The 25,852-nt window shown below is 69.4% G+C and carries 25 protein-coding genes; 7 read left to right on the top strand and 18 right to left on the bottom strand.

What is annotated here, in order from left to right; all coding sequences use genetic code 11:
- Window positions 1-2: 2 nt before the first annotated feature.
- The 4 genes from J8403_RS28685 to J8403_RS28670 are packed head-to-tail and all read right to left on the bottom strand — an operon-like array spanning window position 3 to window position 2,724.
- The gene (locus J8403_RS28685; RefSeq protein ID WP_211125685.1) at window positions 3-836 is read right to left on the bottom strand and encodes an isoprenyl transferase; all 834 of its coding nucleotides are present in this window, start codon (window positions 834-836) and stop codon (window positions 3-5) included.
- Between the two features lie 60 nt (window positions 837-896).
- Complete coding sequence (gene recO / locus J8403_RS28680; protein ID WP_211125684.1) at window positions 897-1,646, bottom strand: DNA repair protein RecO; 750 nt, start codon at window positions 1,644-1,646, stop codon at window positions 897-899.
- A gap of 15 nt (window positions 1,647-1,661) precedes the next feature.
- The gene (locus J8403_RS28675; protein WP_211125683.1) at window positions 1,662-1,862 is read right to left on the bottom strand and encodes a DUF397 domain-containing protein; all 201 of its coding nucleotides are present in this window, start codon (window positions 1,860-1,862) and stop codon (window positions 1,662-1,664) included.
- A gap of 10 nt (window positions 1,863-1,872) precedes the next feature.
- Entirely contained in the window at window positions 1,873-2,724 is an 852-nt protein-coding gene (locus J8403_RS28670) for a helix-turn-helix domain-containing protein (protein ID WP_211128471.1), read from the bottom strand.
- Window positions 2,725-2,845: 121 nt separating this feature from the next.
- Between J8403_RS28670 and J8403_RS28665 the strand changes: the two genes are divergently transcribed.
- Window positions 2,846-3,265, top strand: coding sequence for an ATP-binding protein (locus J8403_RS28665; RefSeq protein ID WP_211125682.1), 420 nt, complete (start codon window positions 2,846-2,848; stop codon window positions 3,263-3,265).
- A 6-nt stretch (window positions 3,266-3,271) separates the two neighbouring features.
- Here J8403_RS28665 and J8403_RS28660 read toward each other — a convergent pair whose 3' ends face one another.
- The 5 genes from J8403_RS28660 to J8403_RS28640 all read right to left on the bottom strand — a co-directional run bounded on the left by J8403_RS28660 (window position 3,272) and on the right by J8403_RS28640 (window position 10,557).
- Window positions 3,272-5,698: an ATP-binding protein gene (locus tag J8403_RS28660; RefSeq protein WP_246586029.1), complete on the bottom strand. Its 2,427-nt coding sequence runs from the start codon at window positions 5,696-5,698 to the stop codon at window positions 3,272-3,274.
- Window positions 5,695-6,318 (bottom strand): DUF6879 family protein, encoded by a 624-nt coding sequence (locus J8403_RS28655; RefSeq protein ID WP_211125681.1) that lies wholly within the window; start codon window positions 6,316-6,318, stop codon window positions 5,695-5,697. Before J8403_RS28655 ends, J8403_RS28660 begins: the two co-directional genes overlap by 4 nt.
- A complete protein-coding gene (locus tag J8403_RS28650; protein ID WP_211125680.1) occupies window positions 6,311-6,580 on the bottom strand; it encodes a hypothetical protein in 270 nt (89 codons plus the stop codon). The genes J8403_RS28655 and J8403_RS28650 overlap by 8 nt, the downstream gene beginning before the upstream one ends.
- A gap of 193 nt (window positions 6,581-6,773) precedes the next feature.
- On the bottom strand, window positions 6,774-7,295 hold the full coding sequence (locus J8403_RS28645; protein WP_211125679.1) for a hypothetical protein: 522 nt from the start codon (window positions 7,293-7,295) through the stop codon (window positions 6,774-6,776).
- Window positions 7,296-7,578: 283 nt separating this feature from the next.
- A complete protein-coding gene (locus J8403_RS28640; protein WP_211125678.1) occupies window positions 7,579-10,557 on the bottom strand; it encodes a PQQ-dependent sugar dehydrogenase in 2,979 nt (992 codons plus the stop codon).
- Window positions 10,558-10,865: 308 nt separating this feature from the next.
- On the opposite strand from J8403_RS28640, the gene J8403_RS28635 reads away from it, so the two are divergent.
- Window positions 10,866-11,069, top strand: a complete 204-nt coding sequence (locus tag J8403_RS28635) for a hypothetical protein (RefSeq protein ID WP_211125677.1) — start codon at window positions 10,866-10,868, stop codon at window positions 11,067-11,069.
- Between the two features lie 138 nt (window positions 11,070-11,207).
- Entirely contained in the window at window positions 11,208-11,681 is a 474-nt protein-coding gene (locus tag J8403_RS28630; RefSeq protein ID WP_211125676.1) for a carboxymuconolactone decarboxylase family protein, read from the top strand.
- Window positions 11,682-11,717: 36 nt separating this feature from the next.
- Here J8403_RS28630 and J8403_RS28625 read toward each other — a convergent pair whose 3' ends face one another.
- The 6 genes from J8403_RS28625 to J8403_RS28600 form a co-directional block, all read right to left on the bottom strand.
- Window positions 11,718-12,083: an MmcQ/YjbR family DNA-binding protein gene (locus J8403_RS28625; protein ID WP_211125675.1), complete on the bottom strand. Its 366-nt coding sequence runs from the start codon at window positions 12,081-12,083 to the stop codon at window positions 11,718-11,720.
- Window positions 12,084-12,307: 224 nt separating this feature from the next.
- Window positions 12,308-12,805 (bottom strand): flavin reductase family protein, encoded by a 498-nt coding sequence (locus J8403_RS28620; RefSeq protein ID WP_246586028.1) that lies wholly within the window; start codon window positions 12,803-12,805, stop codon window positions 12,308-12,310.
- 148 nt (window positions 12,806-12,953) lie between these two features.
- The gene (locus J8403_RS28615) at window positions 12,954-13,820 is read right to left on the bottom strand and encodes a dioxygenase family protein (protein WP_211125674.1); all 867 of its coding nucleotides are present in this window, start codon (window positions 13,818-13,820) and stop codon (window positions 12,954-12,956) included.
- Window positions 13,821-13,873: 53 nt separating this feature from the next.
- Window positions 13,874-14,941 carry a maleylacetate reductase gene (locus J8403_RS28610; RefSeq protein WP_246586027.1) on the bottom strand — a complete coding sequence of 356 codons (1,068 nt, stop codon included), beginning with the start codon at window positions 14,939-14,941 and terminating at the stop codon, window positions 13,874-13,876.
- 88 nt (window positions 14,942-15,029) lie between these two features.
- Entirely contained in the window at window positions 15,030-16,646 is a 1,617-nt protein-coding gene (locus J8403_RS28605) for a 4-hydroxyphenylacetate 3-hydroxylase N-terminal domain-containing protein (protein ID WP_211125673.1), read from the bottom strand.
- A 284-nt stretch (window positions 16,647-16,930) separates the two neighbouring features.
- Window positions 16,931-19,879: an AfsR/SARP family transcriptional regulator gene (locus J8403_RS28600; RefSeq protein ID WP_246586026.1), complete on the bottom strand. Its 2,949-nt coding sequence runs from the start codon at window positions 19,877-19,879 to the stop codon at window positions 16,931-16,933.
- Window positions 19,880-20,484: 605 nt separating this feature from the next.
- Between J8403_RS28600 and J8403_RS28595 the strand changes: the two genes are divergently transcribed.
- The gene (locus tag J8403_RS28595; RefSeq protein WP_211125671.1) at window positions 20,485-21,831 is read left to right on the top strand and encodes a S8 family peptidase; all 1,347 of its coding nucleotides are present in this window, start codon (window positions 20,485-20,487) and stop codon (window positions 21,829-21,831) included.
- Window positions 21,828-22,094 (top strand): hypothetical protein, encoded by a 267-nt coding sequence (locus tag J8403_RS28590; RefSeq protein WP_246586025.1) that lies wholly within the window; start codon window positions 21,828-21,830, stop codon window positions 22,092-22,094. The genes J8403_RS28595 and J8403_RS28590 overlap by 4 nt, the downstream gene beginning before the upstream one ends.
- A gap of 61 nt (window positions 22,095-22,155) precedes the next feature.
- Here J8403_RS28590 and J8403_RS28585 read toward each other — a convergent pair whose 3' ends face one another.
- The 3 genes from J8403_RS28585 to J8403_RS28570 all read right to left on the bottom strand — a co-directional run bounded on the left by J8403_RS28585 (window position 22,156) and on the right by J8403_RS28570 (window position 23,733).
- On the bottom strand, window positions 22,156-22,704 hold the full coding sequence (locus J8403_RS28585; protein WP_211125670.1) for a GNAT family N-acetyltransferase: 549 nt from the start codon (window positions 22,702-22,704) through the stop codon (window positions 22,156-22,158).
- Between the two features lie 73 nt (window positions 22,705-22,777).
- Window positions 22,778-23,524, bottom strand: a complete 747-nt coding sequence (locus J8403_RS28580) for a Clp protease N-terminal domain-containing protein (protein WP_246586024.1) — start codon at window positions 23,522-23,524, stop codon at window positions 22,778-22,780.
- Window positions 23,524-23,733: a helix-turn-helix domain-containing protein gene (locus J8403_RS28570; RefSeq protein WP_018087470.1), complete on the bottom strand. Its 210-nt coding sequence runs from the start codon at window positions 23,731-23,733 to the stop codon at window positions 23,524-23,526. The genes J8403_RS28580 and J8403_RS28570 overlap by 1 nt, the downstream gene beginning before the upstream one ends.
- 101 nt (window positions 23,734-23,834) lie before the next feature.
- Here J8403_RS28570 and J8403_RS28565 point away from each other — a divergent pair, with 101 nt between their 5' ends.
- The gene (locus J8403_RS28565; protein WP_211125669.1) at window positions 23,835-24,479 is read left to right on the top strand and encodes a GNAT family N-acetyltransferase; all 645 of its coding nucleotides are present in this window, start codon (window positions 23,835-23,837) and stop codon (window positions 24,477-24,479) included.
- Window positions 24,480-24,695: 216 nt separating this feature from the next.
- Complete coding sequence (locus J8403_RS28560) at window positions 24,696-25,802, top strand: glycoside hydrolase family 18 protein (protein ID WP_211125668.1); 1,107 nt, start codon at window positions 24,696-24,698, stop codon at window positions 25,800-25,802.
- Window positions 25,803-25,852: the final 50 nt, after the last annotated feature.

Here is a 25,852-nt window from a genome sequence, read left to right as displayed (position 1 = left end):
GCTTACGCGGACGGCGAGTCGTCCTTCCGCTGCTCCTCGTTCGGGATCGCCCCACCGAAGCGGCGGTCCCGCGAGGCGTACTCCAGGCACGCCCGCCACAGGTCGCGGCGGTCGAAGTCGGGCCACAGCACGTCCTGGTACACCATCTCGGCGTACGCGCTCTGCCAGATCAGATAGTTGGACGTGCGCTGCTCGCCCGACGGGCGCAGGAAGAGATCCACATCCGGCATGTCCGGGTAGTAGAGGTACTTCGCGAACGTCTTCTCGTTCACCTTCGACGGATCGAGCCGCCCCGACCGGACGTCCTCCGCCAGCGCCTTCGCCGCGTCCGCGATCTCCGCCCGGCCGCCGTAGTTCATGCAGAAGTACATGGTCATGGCGTCGTTGTCCTTGGTCTGCTCCTGAGCGACCTGGAGCTCCTGCGCCACCGACTTCCACAGCTTCGGCATCCGGCCCGCCCAGCGGATCCGTACGCCCATCGCGTCCATCTCGTCGCGGCGGCGGCGGATGACATCGCGGTTGAAGTTCATCAGGAAGCGGACCTCGTCGGGCGAGCGCTTCCAGTTCTCGGTCGAGAAGGCGTAGAGGGAGAGGTTCTTGACGCCCATCTCGAGGCAGCCCTTGAGCACGTCCATCACGACGGCCTCGCCGACCTTGTGCCCCTCGGTGCGCGGCAGCCCGCGCTCCTTCGCCCAGCGGCCGTTGCCGTCCATCACGCACGCCACGTGGGTCGGCACCAGCTCACCGGGGATCTTCGGCGGCCGGGCGCCGGACGGGTGCGGCTCCGGGATCCGGTACTCGCGCCGCTGTCGGCCCAGAAACCCGCGTCCTGCCATGCCTGCCACGTCTCCCTCAGCTCTTGCTCTCTGTGCTACTGCTGCCTGCTGCCGCTTCTGCTACTTCTCTACGTACCGCAGCGACCGAAGCCCCCGCTCCAGGTGCCAGTGCAAATACGCCGCCACGAGCCCGCTGCCCTCCCGGGCGTGCCGCAGCTCACACGCGTCCGCCGTCTCCCAGTCCCCCGTCAGCAGCGCGCCCAGCAGCGTCAGCGACTCCGCCGAGGGTACGACGCTTCCGGGCACCCGGCACTCTCCGCAGATGACCCCGCCCGCGCCGACCGAGAAGAACCGGTTCGGACCGGGCATCCCGCACTTGGCGCAGTCGTTGAAACTCGGTGCGTAACCGTTGACCGCGAGCGACCGGAGCAGAAACGCGTCCAGCACGAGATGCGGCTCGTGCTCCCCGGCGGCCAGGGTGCGCAGGGCGCCGACGAGCAGCAGATACTGCTGTACGGCGGGCTCGCCCTCATGATCGGTGAACCGCTCGGCCGTCTCCAGCATGGCCGTACCGGCGGTGTAGCGGGCGTAATCGGTGACGATCGCCCCACCGTACGGCGCGATCGTCTCACTCTGCGTGCACAGCGGCAGCCCGCGGCCGATCAGCTCGCCACCACCGCGCGAGAAGAACTGCACGTCAACGTGGCTGAACGGCTCCAGCCGCGCCCCGAACTTCGACTTCGTCCGCCGCACCCCCCGCGCGACGGCGCGGACGCGGCCGTTGTTGCGGGTGAGCAGGCTGATGATCCGGTCCGCCTCCCCCAGCTTCTGGGTGCGCAGCACGATGCCGTCGTCGCGGAACAGACTCATGGCGCCCATTGTCCCCTAGCGGGACAGCTGATCGAACCGCCCCGCCTTCACGACCCGGGTCAGCGCCCGGAGGGCGGCGGGGGTGGTCGCGATCACGGTCTGGGGTTCGTCGCTCTCCCGGAGGAGGACGGTGCCCGGTATTCGAGCGAGCTCGACGCAGTTGTTGGCCGCGTCACCTGAGTACGAGGACTTCCGCCAGTGTTGTATGTCCGACATCTCCATGCCTTCAGAGCTGTTGCACGATGTCGCGAACGAAGTCGCGCGTGTCCTCAGGGCTGAGTGACAGCCCCTGCGTCCGGTCCAGGACTTCCCGGTAGTTGGCAACGAGCGTTTCCGCGTCCACCAAGGCGACTCCGGTCGCCACGTCGAGCTGAACGGTGTCCAACTGCGGCACCGGTCCGGCCGCATAGAGTACGGAAGCCCCCGCGCCAGGAAAACCTCCGGCCGCGAATGGAATCACGCGCACGGTCACGTTGTCGCGCTCGGACGCCTCCAGCAGGTACTCCAACTGGCCACGGGCCACCTTGGCGCCACCGAACCGCATCCGCAACGCGGCCTCATGGACGAGGAAGGTGCACTGCGGCGGATTGTCCCTGTCCAGTACGTCCCGACGCCTCAGCCGGTGGGACAGCCTGCGACGGTGCTCAACCGCGGTGAGATCGGGTACCGCGGTAGCGAACACGGCTCTGGCGTAGTCCTCCGTCTGCAGCAACCCCGGGATGTGCATCGGCTGCATCGTCCTCAGGCTCACCGCGTGGTGTTCCAGTTCGGCCAGATCGAGCGCGCCTGCGGGCAGCTTCCCTCGGTACTCCTCCCACCAGCCGTGCACCCGCTCCACGGCCATGGCCGACAGCGCGTCAACGTACGCCTGGTCCGCGCACGAGTAGATCGCCGCGAGCGTCCTGACTCGCTCCTCGCTCATGCCGAGGCGACCCGCCTCCATGTTGCTGATCCGAGTGCGATCCGCGCCCAGCTCCTCGCCCGCGCGGGCCACGGTCATTCCGGCGTGCTCGCGCATCTTGCGCAGTTCCGTACCGAGGCGCCGCTGTCTCGCGGTCGGGCCTGACCTGGGTGACACCAGCACGCTCCCCTTCAGTTAACGGTTATCGGAAGCATAGTGCACGCGTGCACTCAGATGCTCTATGGTCCTGGTAGCGCAGCGCATCGAACCAATCACGCACCGCGTTGGGAGCACCGTCATGCCCGAAATTGCCGAAACCCCGTACGCCTACCGCCTCAGCGCCCCCAACTCCCCCAAGAGCCCCAGGGTCTGCCGGGACGCCATCGCCGCCCTCCTCCAGGCCAACGACCTGCACGACCTCGCGGACACGGCGAAACTCCTGGTCTCCGAGGCCGTGACGAACGTCAACCGGCACACGAACACCCAACTGATCCACATCGACACCCTCGTCCGCGACCGCATCGCGACGATCGCCGTGCGCGACGGCTCCCCGGACCGCCACCCGTACCCCCGCGCCGCCAGGCCCGACGAGGAGGGCGGCCGGGGGCTGTTCCTGATGCAGGAGCTGGCCTACGCGTGGGGCGTGACCTGGGAATACGGGCTCCGCCCCACCGGCAAGCACATCTGGTTCGAGCTGCGCGACCCGCTCCCCGAATGAGAGCAGTTACGCCGAGGGATCGGCCAGATGCCCCTCGATGCGAGACCGCACGGCCACGGCCCGGGGATCGGTGTACGTGACCAGATGGGACAGGGCCTCGGCCCAGTGGACGCGGGCCGCTTGGGGGTCCTCCCCGTCCACGACGGCGGCCAGGTGGTCGAGTTCCAAGGCGTGCTGCCACGCATCGCCGAGCTGACCGTGCACGACGGCGGCCCGGCGATGAAACGCGGCGGCCTCGCCGTAGCGGTCCATCGCCGCATAGGTCTGCCCGGTGCCCCGCCAGGCGAGGGCTTCTCGGCTACGGTCACCGAGACGCTGATGGAGCTTGGCGGACCGCTGGTACGAGGTCAGTGCGTCGCCGTATTGCCGGGCGACACGCTGGATATCGCCCAGAGTGAGCAGCCAAAAGCCCTCCAGGACGTGACTCCTGAGGTTGAGCGCGATGTCGAGCGCCTCGTCGATCGCACGTCGTGCCGCTGCGAGCTCGCCTTGCTCTCGACGAAGCTCGGCGACGATATACAAGGCGTTGCCCACGCTTCTTTCGTTGTTCAGGGCTCGGTGGGCGACGAGCGCCTGTTCGGCGGCCTCCTCGGCCTCGGGCAGACGGCCCGCATCGAGACGGGCGCTGGCGATGTTGGACAGGGCCATGGCCGCCCTGCGGGGTTCATCCGCGTCACGGAAGATCGCGGCGGCACGCTCGAAGTGATCAGCCGCCGGGTCGAGTTGGCGGAGCTCAAGGTGAATCAGGCCGATGAGATTCAGCGAGCGCGCCTCTTCGAGGGGCATGGCTGCGCTATGCGCGAGTTCCCTGGCCTGTCGGTGACATTCCATGCCCTCGTCGAGGCGGCGGTATTTCCGGTAGGCCATGCCCAGGTAGTTGAGCAATCTGATGTGGGCACCCGGTTCGTCCGCCTGTTCGGCTGCCGCCAGACCGGCACGCATCGGGTCGATCCAGTCACTGTCTGGCGCTGACGGGTAGCGGGCAGTCCACAGCACCTCGGCCAGGCGCCAGGCGAGAGCGTCGATCCCGGCCGATACGGCGGCCGGAACCAAACGGAGCAGAGTCGTGTGTTCGCGGTCCGCCCAGTCCGCTGCCGCGTCGTAGTCGGCGAAGACCAGAGGAGGCACGGAAGCCGTCGATGCCGCGAGAGGGGAATGCTTCTCGGAAGGTCTGAGCCAGCTCTGCGCCGCGTCAGCGGTATGCAGATACCAGTCCAGTACACGGTGCAGGGCCGCGCTCCGCCGCTCGGGAGGCTCATCGCTCTGCGCCTGGCCGGTGGCGAAGGCACGCAGCAAGTCATGGAACTGGAATCGGTCCGGTGCTGTCTGTTCGAGCAGGTGGGCGCCCACGAGGTCGTCCAGGAGCTGCCTCGTACGGCTGAGGCTGAACTCGCAGAGGGCCGCGGCCGCGTGGAGGCTGAACTCGGGACCCGGATGAATCCCCAGCAGGCGAAAGAGCCGTGCGGAGGATTCCGGCAGGGCGCGGTAGGACCAGGCGAAGACCGAATGGACCGCTTCTGCTTCCTCATCGATGCCGGTGCTGAGCGCGTCCCACAGCGCCGACTCGTCGCGCAAGTCAGAGATGAGATCGTCGATCCTCATATGAGGATGACTGGCGGCGCGCTCTGCCGCGATACGTAAGGCGAGTGGCAGCCGAGCACACAGACGGGCCAGTTCTGTCAGCTTTTCCTCATCGTCTCCGGGCCGATAGCCGCTGGTGACCGCGCGAAGTAAGGCAATCGCCTCAGGCTCGGGAAGCGTGCCGAGCGTCAGACGGCGGGCCCCATCTCGTACGGTGAGGTCGGCGAGCCGGCTGCGACTGGTCACCACTACCAGGCTGGTGCCAGTGCCGGGTAGGAGCGGCCGCACCTGGCTGACCGTGGCGGCGTTGTCGAGCAGGATCAGGACGCGTCGCTCGGCGAGCAGGGAGCGATACAAAGCGGCGGCATCATCGACGTCCTGGGGAATCTGGTCGGCAGGCACGCCGAACGCACGCAAGAATCGGCGTAGCGCCTGGTCCGGCGTGACGGGTACGCCGGGGTCGTAGCCCCGCAGATTGACAAAGAGCTGACCGTCGGGAAAACGGTCCTTGACTTGGTGAGCCCAGTGCAGCACCAGCGAGGTCTTCCCCGCACCTGCCGTGCCGGCCACTACATGGATCGAGACAACCAGTCGGTCGCCGCTTTGGCTGGTCAGGATCGCATCAAGCTGATTCAATTCGTCGCTGCGGTTGACAAAGGCGTGCACATCAGCCGGAAGCTGTCGCGGTATGAGGCTGGCCGACTCCCCCGGCACCCGCTGGTAGAAGTTGATGCCGCCCGAGACGTTGCCGGCCTGTACGACATCCCGAGATGACCCTGACAGGTCATTCTGAGAACCTTGTGGACGACTTCCCTCGTCCCCGGCCGAGCCGTTGATTTGTTCTCCGCTCATGCCGCCGGGGGCGGCGGAAGATGCACAACCGCACGCTCGAAGTAGGTCCGGATATCCTCTGCTACCGCCCAAGCCTGCTTCACATAGGCCACCCAAGGTTTTACGATCTCGGGGTCGGTGAAACGGCGGGCGCTCTCGAAGGCTCCGGTCTCGGTGTAGAGAATCTCATAAAGGGTGCGATTGTCGAGGACGACGAACTCGGGCAGAAGGTGATCGCTTTCAGCGGCGGCAACTTCCTTCGCGGGCAGCACACGGGTGGGGTGCCCGGCCTCCGCGCGGAGGTGGAGCGAGTGCAGCTCCCATTGCATGTAAGGCGTCAGCGGCTCTTCCACCACGCGCAGGCGATGGAACGGGGAGCCATTCCGCCGGTCCTCTTCAGCCGCCTCCCGTGTGGCCTCCCGCCTCGCCTCGAAGAGCCGGAGCACTTCGTCCCAGTCGCCTCGACGGAGCGCGTCCCTGGCAGGACTGCCCTCCTCTTCGAAGTGCTGGAGCCGTTCCAACTTCCAGGACTCGCCGTGACGGATAGCTTTGCGTCGTGCCCGGAAGTCACTGACGTAGGCGTCGTCATCGAGTGGTTCGCCCTGCTCGGCCGGGAGCGCGGGGGCACGAAGATCAAGCAACGGGAATATCTCCCTTTGCCGCACTGAGCATGTTTCCGGGAATGACAACCAGCCGCTCATCAGGACCGATGGACACACCAGTGGGCAAACATGAGGCGTAGACGGCAGTGAGGTCGCGGCCGATCACGGCGATATCACCGTTGTCGAGCTGCCAGATATCCGGGCACTTTTCTTCGTCGTCGGAGTTCCCAAGCTCTGCCGCCGACTTTCCCAGACGCCTGGCGAATAACGCCGACGGGTCAGCTTCCCAACGACGAGTCATCGACTGCCTCCGTAGTCACAGCATCACTGACTGTCCATCATCTCAAGGGTGGCACATGAGGTGTCAGGCAGGCCATGGCCGCGGCGCCAACGGGGGCGTGTCAGAACATGTGCAGTACGTACATTCACGGCACACGGACGCTGATAGCTCCCCCGGGGCACGGATGGACACCCAATTGACGAGGCAGGACGTGCTAGACGCGCCCCGTGTGGGCTGTCGACCAGCGCATGCCACCGACCATGTGCTCCAGGTAGCCCGGGTCTCGCACCGTCGCCGTGAAGTCCGCGTAGGGACCCTCCTCGAAGGGGCGGGCGCCCACGAGCATCCAGGTGTGCCAGTCGGACAGATCCGCCTCGCCCTCCAGGTCCGCGATCTCGTCGAGGGCCCCCTCTTCCCACGGCTCGTCCGGGTCTTCAAACGCCATGACCTCACTCCACAGCGGCACGTTACGGATGGGGCCCGCCTCGTAGGAGGTCACGATCTCGGCGGTGCGCCGGGAGAACCCCTCGGGGTCGCTCTCGGTCCGGACGTAGTGGGAGATCTGGTCCTGTCCGCCGCCGCCACTCAGTTGTTTCCCGTACACGGCTTTCGCGGTGCGCCTGGGGGTGAGCACGGTCTTGCCGTCGTCCGCCAGCAGATATCCGTCTTCGTCGACTCGTATCCTCTTGCCGAGGACGGCGTCGTGGAGCTCACGGAACTCGCCCCTCAGCCGCATGCCGTCCACGATCTCCTTGCCCCGCTCGGAGGGTGCACCCTTCGACGGTGTCGATGGAGACAGCGAATACATCGGTCATGGCGGGTTCCCTCTCGCGGCGATGCGGTGGCCAAGGACGATCACACGGCTCACGGGTAATCGCCCCCGCCGACAACAACTCCCGTCCGCCGCCCGGGAAACCATGGTGCGTGCGAGCGCTCCGAAGTCGCTCCGAAGTGAAGGGCGGCCGGGCGGAATCGGACCACGTCCGGGCCCTCCGGCCACCCCTACCTCACCTCAACGGCTACGTTCCCGCGTCCGAGTTGCCGCGCAGTTTCACGTTCGCCGTGCTCGCGTTCTTGATCGCCGTCTCGATCTGGGCCATCGACGAGCCGGAGTTGATGCCGGGCACGGTCGCGCTGTTCAAGGCGTAGAGCGTGAAGGTGTACGGATGGGTCGAACCGCCGGGGCAGGGGCCGAAGTACTGCTGGGCGTTGGCGCCGCTGCCCATGGCCTTCTGTTTGGCGCCGCCCTGGCCGGGGACGCTGAAGCCGGAGCCCAGCGCCTCGGGCAGGGAGAGCTTGGCCGCCGGGATGTCCCAGATCGCCCAGTGGAGCTTGTTGCCGCCGCCTGCGACATCGGCGAAGACGATGGCCCAGCCGCGCGCGCCGGTGGTTCCGGCGCCCCAGGCGAGCGGGGGTGAGGGGTCCTGGCCCGCCGAACCGTCCCCGGCGCAGGTGTGGCGGTCCGGGATGGTCGCGTTGTCCTTGAAGGCGCTGCTGTTCAGCTTGAACTCACCGGCGGTGCCGTCGTCGGAGTAGACGATGTCGATCCGCAGGATGCGGTCGTTGCCGTCGGTGCCGTCCTTGTCGGTGGAGGTGGTGAGCCAGATGTCGCCGTCGTGGTCGACCTCGACCGTGCGCAGCCGGTCGTAGGTGCCCTGGAAGTACGTCTTCTGCTCGACGAGGTTGGCGGAGGAGTCGATGCGCATCCGGTAGACGCGCTTGCCCACGGTGGTGGCGACGAAGACATGGTCGTTGATGATCGTCAGGCCGCTGGGCGAGGCCGAGGAGGTCGGCCAGGTCTTCTTGGGCGCGATGTAGCCGGAGTTCGAGCAGTCGCCGTCGGTGCCCTCGCAGTTGGGCCAGCCGTAGTTGCCGCCCTTCTGGATGAGGTTGACCTCGTCCATGACGCTGTTGCCGAACTCGGACTCCCACAGCCGGCCCTTGGAGTCGAAGTCCAGGCCCTGCGGATTGCGGTGGCCCAGCGACCAGACGGCGTTGCCGAAGGGGTTGTCGGACGGGATCGAGCCGTCGGGGTTGATCCTGAGGATCTTGCCGTTGAGCGAGTTCCGGTCCTGCGCCCGCGATTCGGTCTGGGCGTCGCCCATGGAGGCGTACAGCTTGCCGTCGGGGCCGAAGCGCAGCCGTCCGCCGTTGTGGAAGCGGCTCTTCTCCATGCCCTGGAGCAGCACCTTGTAGCCGCTGAGGGTGTTGTTCTCCAGCGTCATCCGGGCGATGCGGTTGCCTTCGCTGGAGGTGTGGACGAAGTAGAGGTAGTGGTCGGTGGCGAAGGTCGGGGAGATCTCGAGGCCCAGCAGACCGCCCTCGCCGCCGGTGGTCTGGGAGTTGGGCACCTTGCCGACCAGGGTCTTGGTGCCGGACTTGGTCAGCTTGTAGACGTTGAAGGTGTTGCGCTCGGTGAAGATGCCGGTGCCGTCGGGCAGGAAGCCCAGGCCCCAGGCCACGTCCACCCCGCTCGCGATGGTGCTGACCGTGCCGGGGTCGGGGGTGCCGCCCGGCTGGGTTCCGGCGGTGGTCACCGTGAGCTCGGGCGAGAAGGGGGACTTGTTGCCCTTGAGGTCGTACGCCCGGACCTTGAAGGCGTACGCGGTGTTGGGGGTCAGGCCCGCGACGCTGGTGGAGGTGGTCTCCGAGGTGCCGGACAGGACGCCGTCGCGGTAGATCTCATAGCCGGTGACCTTGACGTTGTCGCTCGACGCGGACCAGCCCAGATCGACGGTGGTGGCGGTCTTCGAGGGGGAGGTCAGGTTGGCCGGGGCGGTCGGCGGCTCGTTGTCGGGCGGTGCGGGCAGGGTCGCGATGGTGACGGCGTTGGAGGCCTCGGAGGCGTTCCCGGCCGCGTCCCGGGCGAAGACGGTCCAGTCGTACGAGGTCTCGGGGTCGAGGTTCGTAACGGTCGCCGCGAGGACGTCCGCGCCGACCTTCTTCATCAACTGGCCGTGCTGATAGATGTCGTAGCCGGTGACGCCCACGTTGTCGGTGGCCGCGTCCCAGGCCAGCGAGACGGTGGTGGCCGTCGGCTCCTCGTCCTTGCGCAGATGCGCGGGGGCGGTCGGGCGCTCGGTGTCGGCGGGGCCGGTCGGGGTGACGGTCAGCTTGTCGAGGTTGGGGCCGTCGGCGCCGGAGGTGGTCGCGCGGACCGTGTTGCTTCCGGCCTTGAGCGTGGCGTTCACGCCGACCGTCTTCCAGGTGGTCCAGGCGCCGGTGGCCGGGAAGGAGAGGTCGTCGGCGACGGTGTCGCCGCCCACGGCGATGTCGAGCGGGCGGTCGGCGGTGGCGCTGGCGTAGCGGAAGTCGAGCCGGGCGGGGCCGGCCTGTGCCGCGTCGACGGTGAATTCGACGTAGGCGCCCGCGACGACGTCGAAGTTGACGAATCCGGTGCCGGAATGGCCGTCGTGGTTGGACTCGACGGAGCCCTGGGAGATCTTGGCGGATTCGGCCTCGTAGTCGGTGCCGGCCGGTCCGTCGGCGGCGGTGACGTCGACGTAGTCGAGGTTGGGGCCGCCCTCGGCCGCCGCCGAGGTGGTGCGGATGGTGTTGGCACCGGCCTTGAGGGTGACCGTGGTGGTCACGGAGTCCCAGTTGGTCCAGGTGTCGGTGGACGGGAACGCCAGGTTGTCCACCGCCTGGTCGCCGTTGACAGCGATGTCCAGCGGGCGGTCGGCCGCCGTGCCGTTGGCGTAGCCGAGGGTCAGGGTGGCGCTGCCCGCGGCCGGGGCGTTCACCGTGAACTCGACGTAGGTCCCGGCCGCGTTGTCGAAGTTGACGAACCCGGTGCCGGAGTAGCCGGCGTGGTTGGACTCGGCCGCGCCCTCGGAGATGACCGCGGACTCGGCCTCGTACCGCACGGGTGCGGCGGCGGCCTTCGCGTCGGAGGGCTGGGCCGCGCTGATGTTCGGCAGCGTGATCGTTAAGGCCGCGGTGGCCGCGGCCAGGAAGGCACCGACCGCTCGGCGCGGTCTGCGGGGGATGGGCGCCACAGGGTTTCCTCCGGACAGACTGATAGGAAAGGTTCCTATCAGTGACGCGTAGCGACGCGTCCACGTCAAGAGGCGTGCAGGGTACGGAATTTGGTGTGGGCGCTATGGAGCTACGCCACGGATATACCGGCGGGCCGTCCGAAGTGATCCGCGATGTCACAACTGTGTGCTGGGTGCGATCTGGAGCGGTCACAACCGGGCGGTGGGGCGGCAGTTGACGGCCGTGCGGCGTTCTCCATTGCGCACACTGGTTCTACGGAGCAGGTCAGCACGGGCACAACGGACGACGAGAGTGGGGGGAACACGCCATGGCGGACGGTTGCCGGGACTGTGAGACGTGTACGAGGTCATGGCTGGGGCGGCTGCTCCAGAACGCGGCGGTGGGGCTCATGCATGTGGTGACGATCGGCATCAGCTATCTGATCAAGAAGGGGTTCAGGCGGCACTGCCCGCAGTGCACGCACCTGCTGTCGCGGCACTCGCGCAGGGCGGACGGTTCGTTCCGGGACTGAGCGCTCCGCACGGCGCGAGTGGGCACGCCGACCGCGGCGCCGGGAGGGAGACGCAGGTCACATGCGCTCCGGTCACATCTGTCCGAGCCGTTCCGTCAGGGAGGTGTCAGCACCGCACACGGCATAGGAGAGCCCATCATGGACGCTCGCTTGAACCTCTTCGGCAGCCCGCTCCTCGGCACGGTCCTGAAGCACCTCAACTCCGCGGGCAAGGCGGTCACGGACTCGGCGCTGCCGGCCGCGACGCAGGAGCTGGTGAAGCTCCGCGCCAGCCAGATCAACGGCTGCGGCTTCTGCACCGACATGCACACCAAGGAGGCCGCGAAGGCCGGGGAGACCTCGACCCGCCTCCACCTGGTCGCGGTCTGGCGGGAGGCCACGGTGTTCACCGATGCCGAGCGCGCCGCGCTGGAGCTGGCGGAGCAGGGCACCCGCATCGCCGACGCGGCCGGGGGTGTCCCGGACGAGGCGTGGGCGAACGCGGCCAAGCACTACGACGAGGAGCAGCTCGCCGCCCTGGTGGCCATCATCGCCATCATCAACACCTACAACCGCCTGAACGTCATCGTCCAGCAGCCCGCCGGGGACTACCAGCCCGGTCAGTTCGGCTGAGCCCCGGTCCGGCCCGGCATCCGCCGCCGGAAACCCTCAAGGGCGGTCGAGCCGGAGGCGCTCGGCCTTCGGCAGCCCCGCGACCACCAGGTCGTAGGAGTCCTCGATGAGCTCCCGGACCAGCCGGTCCGGGAGTGCGCCGTCGACCGTCACCGTGTTCCAGTGGCGCTTGTTCATATGCCACCCCGGGACGATCAGCCCCGGATGCCCCTCACGGAGCCGGCCCGCGTCCGCCGGGTCGCACTTCAGGTTCACCGTGAGGGGACGCGCGTCCAGCGTCGTCAGGGCGAAGATCTTGCCGAGCACCTTGAAGGTCGAGACCTCCGGGTGGCGGGAGAACGGGGACTCCTCCACCACCGCGTTGAAGGAGAGGCAGAAGGCCCGCAGTTGTTCGGGGGTCACTCCGGATTCTCCTCGTACTCGACATATTCGACGTACTCGACGTACTCGACCGGAAAGGCTCGAGGGGTGCGGCAACGAACCCACCGTAGCCCAGCCCTCCGACAGCCGACGGGCGGGAATCGCGTGGAGGCCCGGCGGAACGGAAGACCGCACGGCCGGTGCGGTGGCGCGGGGAATCCCGGCCACCGCACCGGCCGCTCCCGGCCGCGAACGGACGCGCTCCCTCAGGTCATGGCGCCGAACATGCCCGCGAAGTACACCAGCGGCCGGGCCTCCGCCTGGTGCTCGAAGTGGCGGGCGTCGCCGACGAATATGGTGTGGTCCCCGCCGGGGAGTGCCGCCGACACATCGCACACGACGGAGGCGATGGCGTCCCTGAGCACCGGGACACCGTGCTCCTCGCTGACCCGCACGCCCGCGAACTTGTCCTCCTTGGAGGTCGCGAAGTTCTTGGCGAGCTCTTGAGCGCCTTCCCCGAGGATGTTCACGGCGAATCGTCCGTGCTGGGCGATCGCGCTGCGGGTGAAGAGGTGGTTGCTGATGCAGACGATCAGCTGAAGCGGTTCCATCGAAAGGGACGTGACGGCACTGGCCGTGATGCCGATGGGGACGTCCCCCGACCGGGTGGTGATCACGCTGACCCCTGAGGCGAGTCGGCTCATCGTGGCCCGGAAGGCGTACTTCATGTCAGGGGTTTCGGACATCTCAAGGGTCTCGGACATCGGTAGACCTCCCTGAAGATCGATCTGAGTTCTGTGCGGGTGAGGTGCGGCCTGCTCCTGCACCCTTGACCGGCGGGGAATCCGATGTGATCCACACCCGTGGTCCACACCGCGAAGCTCACCGCGGGCAACGTTCACCGGCGAGGGCTCAGCCCTGGTCGGGTGCGAGGACGAAGGTGTGCCGCAGCGAGGTGTAGGGCTGGTCCATGTGGTCGCCGTACGGCCCGGTGCCGGCTTCGTGGGAGGCGTAGTCGACCACGAGCGAGTCCTTGACGCCGAAGACCGGGTCCTGCTCCAGGTACAGGTCGTCGGAAGGGAACAGCATCGTCGTCACCCGCTGGAGCCCGGGCGCCTCGATGACCAGATGAACATGGGCGGGGCGCATCAGGGACCGGTCCGCGGCCCGCATGAACTCGCCCACCGTTCCGTCCCCCGGAATCGGGTAGCTCGCCGGACGGATGGAACGGAAGGCGAAGACACCCTTGCCGTCGGTCCGCAGCAGGGCGCGCATCGCGGTCTCCTCGAGGCCCGGGACATCGATGTCGTAGTGGCCGTCCCCGTCGCTGTGCCACACGTCGATGGTCGCGCCGGCGACCGGCTCGCCGTCGCGATCGGTCACCAGACCCTCGAAGAAGAGCGGGGTGCCCGCGAGGCCCGCGGAGATGTCGGCGGCGTGGGGGTGTTCCGGCCGGTCCTCGCGGAAGAAGGGGCCGATGACGCTGTTCTCGGTGGCCACCGACTCGCGCTGGTGGTTCAGCGCGTCCACCAGCATGGTGACGCCCATGACATCGGAGAGCAGGATGAACTCCTGCCGCTTCGGGGTGCACAGGTGACCGGTGCGGGTGAGGAAGTCGATGCCGGTGGCCCATTCCTCCTCGGTCAGTCCCACCTCGCGGACGAAGGCGTGGGCGTGACGGATGAGCGCCTCGAGGATCGAGGCGGTACGGGGGTCCTTGGCGCCGTCCAAGGTGGCGATCACCGCGTCGGTGATGGTTTCACTGTTGAGGTCACGCATGAGGGGGCTCCCTGGTGATGGGGTTGTCGTGGTGGAAGGTGCGCGGGAGGCGATCAGGCCGCGGGGCGTTCGCCGGCCCATGCCCGGGTCAGCAGCGCCCTGGCCGATGAGCGGTCCACCGGGCGCGGATTCCAGTAGGTGTTCTGGACGATCAGGTCGGCTGCCTGCTCGATCCCCGCCTCCGGCATGCCCAGGTCCCTCAGTGCGCGGGGGGCACCGAGTTCCCCGACGAAGTCGTAGAGAGCGGCGGCCGTACCGCCCTCGGAGCCGGGAAGCGCGCGCCCGACCCGCTCGACGGCATCGGGCGCGGCCGCCGAGTTGAAGGCGAGGACGTGCGGCAGCACCACCGTGTGGGTCTCGGCGTGCGGCAGGTTGAAGGTGCCGCCCAGCACATGGCACACCTTGTGGTGCAGCGCCATCCCGACCGACCCGAGGCAGGAACCGGCGAGCCAGGCACCGTACAGCGCCCCGGCGCGGGCCTCCGGGTCGTCCGGGCGCCGGATCACCGCCGGCAGGGAACGGATCAGCGCGTCGACCGCCTCACCGGCCATGAGGTTGGCGATCGGGTCGTGGTCCTGGGCATAGAGCGCCTCCACCGCGTGCGCCAGGGCGTTGACACCGCTGACCGCGGCCGCGGCGGGAGGGAGCGTCAGCGTCAGGTCGACGTCGTACACCACGGTCCTGGGGAGGACCTCGGGCAGTCGTCGCGTGGTCTTGCGGGCGCCTTCGGTCTCCCCCAGGATCGGAGTCGCCTCCGATCCCGCGTATGTCGTGGGCAGCGCCAGCTGCGGCAGTCCGGTTCTGGCCGTGATGGCCTTGCCGAGACCGATCGTGGACCCTCCTCCGACGGTGAGCACACCATCGGCCCTGACCGACCGGGCGTAGGCCACCGCCTTCTCCGTGACCTCGACCGGTGTGTGCATGGCCGCCTCGGCGAAGTACCCGGCCGTCGCCGCGCCCAGGAGGTCACCCGTCTCGGCGGCCTGCCGCGCCTGGCCCGGGGTGGACAGCACCACCATGCGCTCGCAGCCCAGGAGCGCGACCTCGTCGTGGACACTGCCGCGTGTCCCCCTGCCGAACACCACCTTGGTGACTTGTCCCCGATGAACGAACGCTTTCATCCGAATTCCTCACTCTGACACCGGATCGCGGAGCTCTGCCGATGTGCTCGGCCCGCACGATCCCGCGGGCCGAGCACATCGGTGGCGGTCACGCGTCCTGGATCTTGATGTAGTCGGGCTGATCCTTGTCGTCCAAGGAGAAGCCCTGGTTGGCCGTGGCGCCCCGAGCGGGGGCGGCCTTACCGGCGACGGGAGTCACCGAGGCGAACAACTCCTCGCGCTCGGCGACGGCCCGCGCGGTGATCTCGTCGGTGGAGCCGAGACCGGTCGCCTCGCGGGCCAGTTGGGTGATGGAGCCGCCGGGGTCGGTCGCGATGCGCTGCATCGTCAACAGCTTGATGAGGAACAACGGCGTGCCCTGGAACCTCTCGAACGCCCTGTAGCGTCCGGCCCAGTCGCTGAGGAACCGGTCCTTGACGAACTTGAAGAGCCGCATCTTGTCGTGCGCGCTCATCGTCGTGGCGTGGAACATCTCCAGAAGCCTGGTGCCGATCTCGGGATCCTCGAAATCCTTCTCGCTCGGCAACAACACCGCTGAGCGACCGCACATCTCGACGATCTTCTCCGACAGCCGGCCCACGTTCTCGAGATAGTGCGCGCGGCCGAAGTCATAGAAGATGTTGTTCGGCTTGCAGAGCCCCCTGGGCGTCACGAACGCGGTCGTCTCCGAAGCGATGGTGAAGGCGCGCAGCGTCTCGTGGAAGCGGACGAGGTCGGCGATGTCGGATCCCACGACCGGGTGCTGAAGCGTTCCCGTTGTCTGTGCGATCAGGACCGCCAGTCCGGTCATGAGCTCCGCGTTGACGATCATGTGGTGCAGGGTGTCGGCGTGCTCGAAGTCGAACGCACGCTGCGCGTACAGCCTGGCGTGATCGACGTCGCCCAGGTGGTAGATGTGCTCCCACGGGATGAAGACGTCATCGAAGAACGCCATGGTGTCGAGCTCGTCGCCCAGGCTCGACAACGGCCGCTCGAAGGCGGACTCGGAGGGCGTCGCGTTGGAAATGCGACCCACGTGTGTGACGTTCGGGTGGTTCACCGGGACGCTCGCCCAGATGATGTGCTCCGGCTCTGTCCCGGGCTTCACCACGTTGCCGAGCAGCATCGTGTCGGCGAAGATGACCGCGGTGGAGACCCCCTTCCAGCCGGTGACCACGATGCCTTCGTCAGTGCGCTCCTTGACCCGGAGCATCGGGTTGCGTGCCGCGGCCTCGGGGTCCGAGCGGTCGCGCTGCACGTCGTTCAGCAGGGGGACCGCCCAGAGGTCCGCATCGCGGTTCACCTCGAAGTCCGTGATGATGTTGCGGGCGAGGTCGACGTTCGCGGGCGTGTCCTTGGACTGCTCGGCCCAAACGGCGGGGTCGTCCACAAGGGCGTACCAGTTGCCGTTGTTGCTCTGGGGGAGGCGGCCGAACGCGCCGCCGCCAAAGCTGCGGATCATCTGGTTGGCGTAGTCGCGCCGTCGTTCCAGGTCGTGCTGGTTCCGCGGATACAACCAGCCGATCGGGCGTCGCGTGCCGTCCTCGTCGACGAAGGTCAGGGAGGCGTGGTTCTCGGGTTCGTGATGCAGGTCGTAGAAGCGCGCGGCCTGCTCGGCGTAGCCACGGGTCAGAGGATGCTTTGACACATCCTCGATGCGCTCACCGTCGATGACGACGTTTCGCCCGTCACTCAGGGATTCCAGGTATTCGGAACCGGTCCTCATGGTCATGCCTCCAGTTCTCAGGGACGCGGCTCATCCTGGCGGCCGGGGCGTTAACCACCCGCGAACAGGCTGTTAGCCGGATGTTTAACCGCGATCTCCCGTGACGGCCGGACGAGGCGGGTCGGGCCATCGCCGATCACTGTCGTCGTGGCCCCGAGGGGTTCCGCCGGCCATGACGCCGGGGCGGACACGGTCTCCCGGTGAGCACAGAGCGTCGTCACCCCATGATCAGCGGGCCCTGGTCCGCTACCGGGGAATCCCCCAGCGGCTCTCCGCGCGAGCCCTCAGCGGCGCAGCTGGGTGACCAGTCGGCGAACCTCGTCGGACGGTGCGACGCCGAGCTCGCTCATCCGCGCGACGTACCGCTGGTAAAGCGCCAACACCGCGTCGTCGTTGCCGCTGGCGTGCTCGATCTGGATGGCGAGCTGCCATGCCTGCTCGCGGTAGGGATCGTCCCGCAGGACGTGGTCGACCAGACCCCTCGCCTCACGAAGACGGTTCAGCCGATAGGCCAACTTGGCCGCGTCGACCCTCGCCGGCAGCAAGATCTCGGTCAGGGCCACGCGACGCTCCGCGACCCAGCTGCCCGACACCGTCGCCAGAAAGGCGCCCCGGTCCGCACTGCCGAGGGCGTGCAGGAGCGTCTGGAGTCGCACCTCCCCGTCCTGCCTTCCGGCCTGCGCGACGATGTCGACGGCGCGCTGGGCCGAGCCCGTGGCCAACTCCGGGCCGACCAGGCTGAAGACCTCCCCGTCCTGCGACGGCCCGAGGTCCGCGGGGAGCGCCTGGCGGAGCCGGAAGAGGGCCTGGCGCAGATAGCTTCGGCCGGCAGCGTCGTTGCGGCCGCCGAAGAGCGCGCCGAGAAGCTCATCGCGGGTAGCCCTCCGGCCGGGGCTTCCGAGCAGATAGCTGAGCAGCTCCACACTCTTCGTCAGGCGGGGCTGGACCACATTCCCGTCGACCGTGAGGACCGGCTCCCCGAACTCCTCGAGGACGAGACGTGGCGCACTCACGTTCACGCGCACGGGGTGCCGGCCGGAGAGCGCGGCGAGGAGCTCGTGCGAGCGCGACGTGCGACTGGACTCGGTGTCCGCCGCCCTGGAGGCGACCGATGGCATGTCCGCCAGCGCCGTCAGCAACAAGTGCTGGGTCCCGTTGGCCGAGGCGGAGGCGATGGCCAGCTCCGCCGTGGCGTCGGACTCGTCCTCGAGGCCGAGCTGCCACTGCGCCTCGGCCAGGTACACCGCGGCCGTCGGGAGATCGAGCTTGCGGTCCCCCTTCTCCATGCTGCGCAGGCATTCCGAGAGATGGTCCCGCGCCTCGGCGTCCCTGCCCTGCTGCAGCAGGGAGAGACCCGTCCAGATCTTCCACGTCTCACGCGTCAGGGCGTATTCCAGGGCCCCGTTGGCGGCGGCCGCCGCCAGCACGCCGTCGGCACGCTGCCTGTTGCCTTCGAGGCGCAGCCACAGCTTGGCCTCGGCGAGGAGGCTCATGTTCTGGTAGACCCTCGAGCCCGTTGCCGCGATGAGGTCCCGCCCCCGCGTGAGCAGGGACCAGGCCTCCTCTCCGCGACCGAGGTCCAGCATGAGATCGACGGCGTCGACGGCATGCAGCCAAACCGGCTGCGACGAACCCCGACGGGCCTCGTACATGGTCATCGCGGCGTCCAGGCGCCCGGTGGCGCGCAACGCGGCGACCACCCAGGGCCCCCCGAGGACGGTGCGCCACGGGTCGAACGATCCCGGTTCGTCGAGGCCGTCGAGGCGACCGCGGACGAAGGCGAGGCGCATCAGCAGACCGTCGAGCGGGCCGGAGGGCGTCGTCGAGTACTCCGGGAAGGGCGGCGGCTCCTCGCCGGTCGCGCCCGCGATCAACGTGTCGGTGATGCGCCGGTTCCGGCCGGGTGGCAGCTGGTCGCCGACGGATCGGGCCTCGTCGATCCGTCCGGAGTGCCAGAGGGACCAGCACGCCAGGACGCGGGCCTCCTCGGCGCCGGGAGCCCCCGGCTCCGGAAGCCAGCCGTAGCCGTGCCGATCGATGAACTCCACTCCGCGTCCCCATTGCTCCAGCGCGAAGGCGACGTGCAGGACGACGGATCCGATCTCCGGAGTCGGGGTCCGGACCGACGCGCCCAGCGCGTCCAGCCAACGTGCCGCCAGGGCGAAGTCCATCCGCGCGACCAGGCTCGGGAGGGCGGCGGCGGCCAGCCGCCCGGCCGCCTCCGCGTCGCCGAGCCGAAGCAGCTCGTCGACGGCCTCCTCGCGCGCGCCGTGGGCGATCAGGACGTCAGCGTGTCGGCGCCGCACCTCGTCGATCGTCCTGGCGTCCTCCCGCTCGAGAGCCACCTGCAGGAAGTCGCGGAATATGGGGTGGGGCGTCATGCGCGAACCATCGGCGGACCACGTCACCGGCAGATACCGGCCCCGGAGGTCGGCCATGATGTGCGCCGCGTTCTCCTGGCCCAGCGCCCGGGCCCGGTCGACCGATATCTCGTCCAACGGGCTCGTATGGAGCAGGAACGTTCGCTCGGCCAGGGAGAGCGAATCGAAGATGTTCGCGGCGACATAGGAGTGCAGTGAATCGGGATCCATCTCGCGGGACCGGGCATGCCGCCATCCCTTGAACAGGACGCCGGTCACCCATCCCTCCGTCGCCGCTACCGCCTGTACGGGGTCCACGTCGACGTCACCGGCTGTACGAAGTGCCGCGCTCGCCTCCTGGACGTCGAAGGCGAGGTCGGTCTCGACCAGCTCGCCGACCCGGTCGCGCTCGCTGGTCGAGCCCAGGTCGAGCTGGACGTCGACGCGCGAGATCAGTACGAGGTTGGCGTCGGACGGCAGGTAGCGGGCGAAGGAGGAGAGCACCGCGGTGCAGCTCTCGTCGGAGGCGATGCGCTCCACGTTGTCGCAGACCACGATGAGCCCACTGCCCTGCAGGCTCTCGGCAAGCAGCCCAGCCGCCTCACCGATCTGGAGGTTGCTGCTCAGGGCATCCGAGGCGACATCCGCCGCGCGGGGGACCGGCTCCTCGACGGCTGCCTCGACATAGACGAGCAGACGCCCCGCCGCCTGCTCCGTCCCGTCGAGCGACACCCAGGCCACCGGCCTGTCGAGGTCGCGGACAGCCTGAACCACCGCGGTCGTCTTGCCGGCCCCGGCGGTCGCGAAGACCTTCACCACCGTGTGGCGATCGAAGAGCTGGTGTATGCGTCGGCTGAGCCTGCGGCGGTACACCACTTCTTTCGCGGGCTCGGGGATGGCGAGCTTCCGTCGGATGATCGTGCGGTGGTGACGACCTGGCGTCTTCGGCCCACTCGGGGGACCGGGCCCGGGCTCAGCCATCGGAGCGACTTCGACGATCTCGGGCGGAGCGGACTCCTCTCCCAGCACCCCAGGCCATGTGTTCCGACATCGCCCTACCTCCGCGCTTCTCAGAGTGCTCCGCCTGGAGTGTAGGTGAACCGTCCCGGGTTCGGTAGGGATTCGAACACGAATACGGATGCGCGTCATGACCTGCTCCCGGACATACCGGCGCGCCCCGCTGTCCCACCGGTCGGCGATCTTGCCGTACGCGAGGTGCGGGGCCGCCGCGGCCCGAGTTGCGGGGCCGTCGGGGCCCGAGTTGCGGGGCCCCGGGCGTGGCGTGACGGTGGACATGAGGGGGACACGGGGGCGTGGGAGAACGTGGGGGCTGGGGGGCTGAAGAAGACGCACAGGACCGCGTCGGTACACGGGAGCACCGGACCGTCGTCCTTGGGGCATGGCTTTCCGCGCAGTGGCGCGTGTCCGCGTTTCGGGGGACGCACTGACCGCGACCGCGCACAGGAGCGGAGAAGACAATGACGAACGGACCTGGGCCCGCGGGGCCCATGGGCAGGGGCCCGAACGGGGAGCGGCCGCAGCGGGCCGGTACGCCGCTGGGGACGCAGCCGACGGAGTACACCGGGCGGTATGTGGTCCTGCTCGATCAGCAGGAACCCGAGCGCGGGATGGAGGCGCTGCGCTCGTCCGTCGGGATCGCGTCCGTGGAACGCGTCCGCGGGGCGGAACCCGGGGCGGCGGAGCTGCTGGCGCGGCCGGATGTGTCGGTGGTCTTCGACGAGCTCGGCGTCGCCGTCGTCGATGTGCAGCCGGACCAGCGGCATGCGCTGGTCACCACGGCGGAGGCGGAGCCGACGATCATCGCGACGGAGCCGGAGCGGGTGGTGTACGCGTCGGTGATCACGGAGCCGCACCACACGCTGACCGGCTTCTTCCCGACGTACCGCAGCGACGAGGACGAGGTGACCCGGCACACCCGGGCCGAGCTCGCCACCTCACTCGGACCGGCGTGGGACGAGCAGAACACCACCTGGGGGCTCCAGGGGATCCGCGCCAACTGGTCGCATCTGACGGGCAGCGGGGTGAAGGTTGCCGTGCTCGACACCGGTGTGGACACCGACCATCCGGATCTGGCCGAATGCGTCGAGGCGGCGGCCTCCTTCGTGCCCGGGGCGAGTGTCGAGGACGGCCATGGCCACGGCACCCACTGCGTCGGCACGGTGGCCGGTCCGGCCAAGCCCGGGCACGCGCCGCGGTACGGCGTGGCCGGTGAGGCCGGGGTGCTGGTGGGCAAGGTGCTCAGCGACCAGGGCGTGGGCTCCGACGGCCAGATCCTGGCGGGGATGGCCTGGGCGGTCTCCCAGGGCGCCCGGGTGATCTCCATGTCGCTCGGGGCTCCGGTGGAGCCGGGGGAGCTGTTCCCGCAGACGTACGAGAACGTGGCGCGGCGCGCGCTGCGGCTCGGCACCGTGATCGTGGCCGCGGCGGGGAACGAGAGCCGGCGGCCCGGCTTCGTGGCGCCGGTGGGGCGACCCGCCAACTGTCCGTCCATCCTGGCGGTGGCGGCGCTCGGCAAGGACCTGGGGACCGCGTTCTTCTCCTGCGGCGCCATCAACGGCGAGGGCGGGGAGGTCAATATCGCGGCGCCCGGGGTCGACATCTTCTCGGCCGCGCCCGGCGGGACGTACCAGACGATGAGCGGCACGAGTATGGCGGCGCCGCATGCCGCCGGTGTCGTCACGCTGCTGGCTCAGGCGCATCCGGAGGCCTCGGCGGCCGACCTCGGCACCCGTCTGCGGTCCGGGGCCCATCCGCTGGCGCAACCGGCCGCGGACGTCGGCGCGGGTCTGCTCCAGGCCCCGTGAGCGGGGACGCGATGGGGCAGGCGGCGCGGTCCGGGCCGGTCGGGGTCATCCTCTCGGTCGACCCGGACCGGTTCGACCAGGTCGTGGAGGCGGCGCGCCGGGTCGGGCTGACGGTCACCGGTGAGCAGCGGATCCTCGGGACGCTGTCCGGGACCATCCCCGAGGACCGGATCCCGGTTCTGGAGGCGGTGGACGGCGTCGAGTCGGTGGACCGGGAACAGATCGTCCGGCTGCCGCCGCCGCCCGACGCGCCGATCCAGTGAGCCCCGGCTCGGTGGTCCGGGTCTGGGGGCTCCGGAGGGGTTCGCGTTCCGGGCTGCGGGCTCAGACGTGGTTGAACGGCTCGGCGTACGCGAAGGCCCCCTTGAGGGTGGGCTGATAGGCGGTCAGGGTCCGGACCTGGAAGTAGTCGCCCCAGGCCGGGTCGGGGGCCGTGATGCCGTAATCGGTTGACGGGCGGAAGCCGAACCGGCCGTAATAGGCGGGGCTGCCCAGCAGGGCCACCAGCGATTCACCGAAGGCGTCCGCGGCGCCGAGCACCGCGTGGACGAGCGCCTGGCCGACGCCGCGGCGCTGATGGGCGGGGTGCACGCTGAGCGGGCCGAGACCGAGGGCGAGGGCCAGGTCGGGGCCGACATGGCCGCGGGTGCAGACGACATGTCCGATCACCTCGTCCCGGTCGCCGGTGGCGACGAACGACAGCGCGGGCAACCAGCCGTCGCTGATCCGGAGTTCGTCCAGCAGCGTGGCCTCGACCGGGACCGGGGTGTCCGTGGCGCCCATGGTGTCCGAGGTATCCGGCTTCGCGAACGCGGCCGAGGTGACGGCCCTGATGGCGTCGATGTCGGAGCGGGTCTCTCGTCGGATCAACATCGGGTCAGGATGCGTCCCAACGCGGTGCGGGAGCAAACCAATTGTGCGCCGTCGCGCGGGACGGGCTCCGGGGTCAGCCCTTCGTGGCGCGGGCGGTGAGGGCCCGTTCGACCTGTACGTACGTCACGTCGTGATCGGCCAGGACATGCGCGGCGACCCCGGGGCGGGCGGTGAGGGCGAGCAGCAGATGCTCGTCGCCGATGTACTTGTCGCCGCGGGCGAGCGCGATCCGCAGCGAGCGCTCCAGCACCGACTTGGCCTCCTGGGAGAACGGGCGGCGCAGGGGGCGCCTGCCGCGGCGGGGAGCGCGTGCGGAGGCGGATCCGGGAGCGGATTCGGACGTGGCTCCAGGGGTGGATCCAGGGGTGGATCCAGGGGTGGATCCGGCCGTGGCGAGGGCGCCGACGCCATGGGCCTCCTCCACCCGCGCGACGATCTCGTCCACGTCGATGCCGAGCCCGGCCAGCGCCTCCGCGTCGGCGCCGGTGATGCCCCCGCGCCGGCGGACCTCGGCCAGCGCCCGCTCGATCGATGCGCGGCGGCCGTGCGCGCCGAGGACGGCGAGAACTTCGCCGGCGGGGCTGCCCTTACGGTCGCCGCGGGTACGGCCGCGGTCCTTACGGCCGCCGGGATCCTCCGCACGGCTGCCGCCCGTATCGCTGCCGCCCGTATTGCTGCCGCCCTTACGGTTGCCGTCCGTACGGTCCAGGAGCGCGAGCAGCAGCTCGGCCTCGCCGACCGTGTCGGCCCCGGTGTCCTCCGCGTGGCGGACGGCGCCGCGTACGACCTCGCGGGCACTGGTGGTGAACCTCTCGAACATCAACGCCTCCCGTGCTTCTTGTGGACTGCCTGCCTGCTGACGCCCAGTTCGGCGGCGATCTCCTGCCACGACCAGCCCTGGGCACGGGCGCTGCGCACCTGCACGGCCTCCAGTTGCTCCAGCAGCCGGCGCAGCGCGGCGACGGCACGCAGTCCGACCCGGGGGTCCCGGTCGCCCGCGCGCTCGGCGAGATCCGTTGCTTCGGTCATGGTGTCAATGTAGGTTGACGCCTCGCCGCCGTCAACATGGGTTGACGAATGGGGCCGTAATTGGTTCGACGCGGCGGCCGTACGTCCGGCAGCCTCCCGTCATGGACCCCCATTACTGGCCCCTGTACGGGCTTCGCCTTCGTACGCCGCGCCTGGAACTGCGGCTTCCCGACCTCCCCCTGCTCGACGAACTCGCCGCGGTCGCGGCGGGCGGGGTGCACGACCCGGCCGAGATGCCCTTCAGCGTCCCCTGGACCGACACACCCCCGGAGGAGCGCGGACGCGGCACCTTCCAGCATGTGCTGGGCACGATCGCCGAATGGCGGCCGGAGAAGTGGGTGCTGAGCCTCGTGGTGCTGCACGAGGGCACGGTGATCGGGCGGCAGGACCTCTTCGCGGCCGAATTCGCGGTCACGCGGGAGGCCGAGACCGGCTCCTGGCTGGGCGTCGCCCATCAGGGCAAGGGCCTGGGCACGGAGATGCGGGCGGCGGTGGCGCACCTGGCGTTCGAGGGCTTGGGCGCGCTGTCGCTGACCTCGGGAGCGATGGTGGAGAACGGCCGCTCGCTGGGGGTCTCCCGGCGGCTCGGCTACCGCCCCGACGGGCTGTCCGTGGTCGCCGTAAGGGGCGAGGCACGCACCATTCAGCGGCTGCGGCTGGACCGCGCGGCCTGGGAGGAACACCGCACCACCCCGGTCGAGATGGCGGGACTGGAGCCGTGCCGCCCGCTGTTCGGCGCTCCGTGATGGGCCTGGTGGGCCCTGATGGTTCTGATGGGCACCGATGGGCACCGATGGGCCCTGACGCCCCGCTGATGCGCCCCGATGCGAGAGTGGGAGGCCGCATCGCCCTCTCTACGGTGGATCGAGGGGTCGGTGCGGCTCATGGACGTGGGCAAGGCCGGGTAGTCGCGTCCTCGTGCGGGCAACCGCGTTCGCACGGCGCTGGTTACCCTCCCTTCCGTGGTCAAACCTCATATAGCGAAGCCTCTGGCCAAGGGGCGCGCCTCACTCCGGCGTCTGCGCAAGGCGTTCCTGCGCCGCTGGCGCCATCCGCGGCTGAAATGGCCCAAGCGGATCGTGGCCGCCTTCGCCGGCTGCCTGGTGCTGGCCGTACTCGCCGCGGGGATCTCCCTGCGGCTGCTGTACGCGGGCGATCCCGGGCCCGGTACGCAGACCCGGGGCCGGGACGCCGTATGGCTCGGACACGCCTGGGTGGACGGCCGCAAGGGCGAGGCCGAACTCCAGGGGCTGGTGCGGCGGGTGCGCGGCACCGGGATCCGCGATCTGTACGTCCACGCGGGCCCGTTGGAGCATGACGGCAGCCTGCCCCGAGGGCGCTACCCGAAAGCGGGGTGGCTGCTGAAGGCGGTCCACCGCGAACTGCCCGGCCTCCGCGTCCAGGCGTGGCTCGGCGACGTGCTGGACACCGAGGGCCCGACCGGGCTCAGCCTCGCCGACGGCGACACCCACACGCGGATCGTGGCCTCGGCTCGGCAGGTGCTGGACGCGGGGTTCGACGGCGTCCACTTCGACCTGGAGCCGCTGCACTCCGAGGACCGCGCCTATCTCGACCTCCTCGACGCGCTGCACGCTCTCACCCGAGCCCGCCACGTCCCGCTGTCGGTCGCGGCCCACCAGATCGACCCGCTGCCCGCCCTGCACTCGGTCGCGGGGTTCCTCACCGGCCACCCCAAGTGGTGGTCGCAGTCGTACTTCGGGCAGGTGGCACGGCGGGTCGACCAGATCGCGGTGATGTCGTACGACACCTCGATGCCGCTGGAGAGCCTCTACGGCGGCTATGTGGCCCAGCAGACGGAACTCGCGCTCGAGGTCACCCCGCCGACCACGGACCTGCTGATGGGCCTCCCCGGCTACCACACCAACAACTTCGGCCGCCACGCCTGGGCGGAGACCGTCCCGGCGGCGGTCCGCGGCGCCCGGCTCGGCCTCGGCCGCGAGGACCGGCGGCGTGAGCGCTTCGGGGTGGCGCTGTACGTGGACTACGCGGCGACGGACGACGACTGGGCGGCGTACCGGGACGGCTGGGGGCGGCGCGAGGCGGACTGACCGGGCTCCGGGCGGCGCGTCCGGCTCGGGGCGTCCGGGCTTGGGGCGTC

It is taken from the genome of Streptomyces yatensis, from assembly GCF_018069625.1.
Taxonomy (GTDB): Bacteria; Actinomycetota; Actinomycetes; order Streptomycetales; family Streptomycetaceae; genus Streptomyces; species Streptomyces yatensis.
The sequence above is the reverse complement of the archived record's forward strand: the minus strand, read 5'-3'. Positions and strand labels throughout refer to the sequence as shown.

Coding starts and splice junctions, on each gene's coding strand:
- J8403_RS28635 (WP_211125677.1), top strand. CDS start 10,866: ATGGCGGACGGTTGCCGGGACTGTGAGACGTGTACGAGGTCATGGCTG.
- recO (WP_211125684.1), bottom strand. CDS start 1,646: ATGAGTCTGTTCCGCGACGACGGCATCGTGCTGCGCACCCAGAAGCTG.
- J8403_RS28605 (WP_211125673.1), bottom strand. CDS start 16,646: ATGAGGACCGGTTCCGAATACCTGGAATCCCTGAGTGACGGGCGAAAC.
- J8403_RS28645 (WP_211125679.1), bottom strand. CDS start 7,295: ATGCGGCTGAGGGGCGAGTTCCGTGAGCTCCACGACGCCGTCCTCGGC.
- J8403_RS28595 (WP_211125671.1), top strand. CDS start 20,485: ATGACGAACGGACCTGGGCCCGCGGGGCCCATGGGCAGGGGCCCGAAC.
- J8403_RS28630 (WP_211125676.1), top strand. CDS start 11,208: ATGGACGCTCGCTTGAACCTCTTCGGCAGCCCGCTCCTCGGCACGGTC.
- J8403_RS28615 (WP_211125674.1), bottom strand. CDS start 13,820: ATGCGTGACCTCAACAGTGAAACCATCACCGACGCGGTGATCGCCACC.
- J8403_RS28610 (WP_246586027.1), bottom strand. CDS start 14,941: ATGAAAGCGTTCGTTCATCGGGGACAAGTCACCAAGGTGGTGTTCGGC.
- J8403_RS28650 (WP_211125680.1), bottom strand. CDS start 6,580: ATGACTCGTCGTTGGGAAGCTGACCCGTCGGCGTTATTCGCCAGGCGT.
- J8403_RS28565 (WP_211125669.1), top strand. CDS start 23,835: ATGGACCCCCATTACTGGCCCCTGTACGGGCTTCGCCTTCGTACGCCG.
- J8403_RS28585 (WP_211125670.1), bottom strand. CDS start 22,704: ATGTTGATCCGACGAGAGACCCGCTCCGACATCGACGCCATCAGGGCC.
- J8403_RS28620 (WP_246586028.1), bottom strand. CDS start 12,805: ATGTCCGAGACCCTTGAGATGTCCGAAACCCCTGACATGAAGTACGCC.
- J8403_RS28675 (WP_211125683.1), bottom strand. CDS start 1,862: ATGTCGGACATACAACACTGGCGGAAGTCCTCGTACTCAGGTGACGCG.
- J8403_RS28660 (WP_246586029.1), bottom strand. CDS start 5,698: ATGAGCGGAGAACAAATCAACGGCTCGGCCGGGGACGAGGGAAGTCGT.
- J8403_RS28685 (WP_211125685.1), bottom strand. CDS start 836: ATGGCAGGACGCGGGTTTCTGGGCCGACAGCGGCGCGAGTACCGGATC.
- J8403_RS28665 (WP_211125682.1), top strand. CDS start 2,846: ATGCCCGAAATTGCCGAAACCCCGTACGCCTACCGCCTCAGCGCCCCC.
- J8403_RS28580 (WP_246586024.1), bottom strand. CDS start 23,524: ATGTTCGAGAGGTTCACCACCAGTGCCCGCGAGGTCGTACGCGGCGCC.
- J8403_RS28570 (WP_018087470.1), bottom strand. CDS start 23,733: ATGACCGAAGCAACGGATCTCGCCGAGCGCGCGGGCGACCGGGACCCC.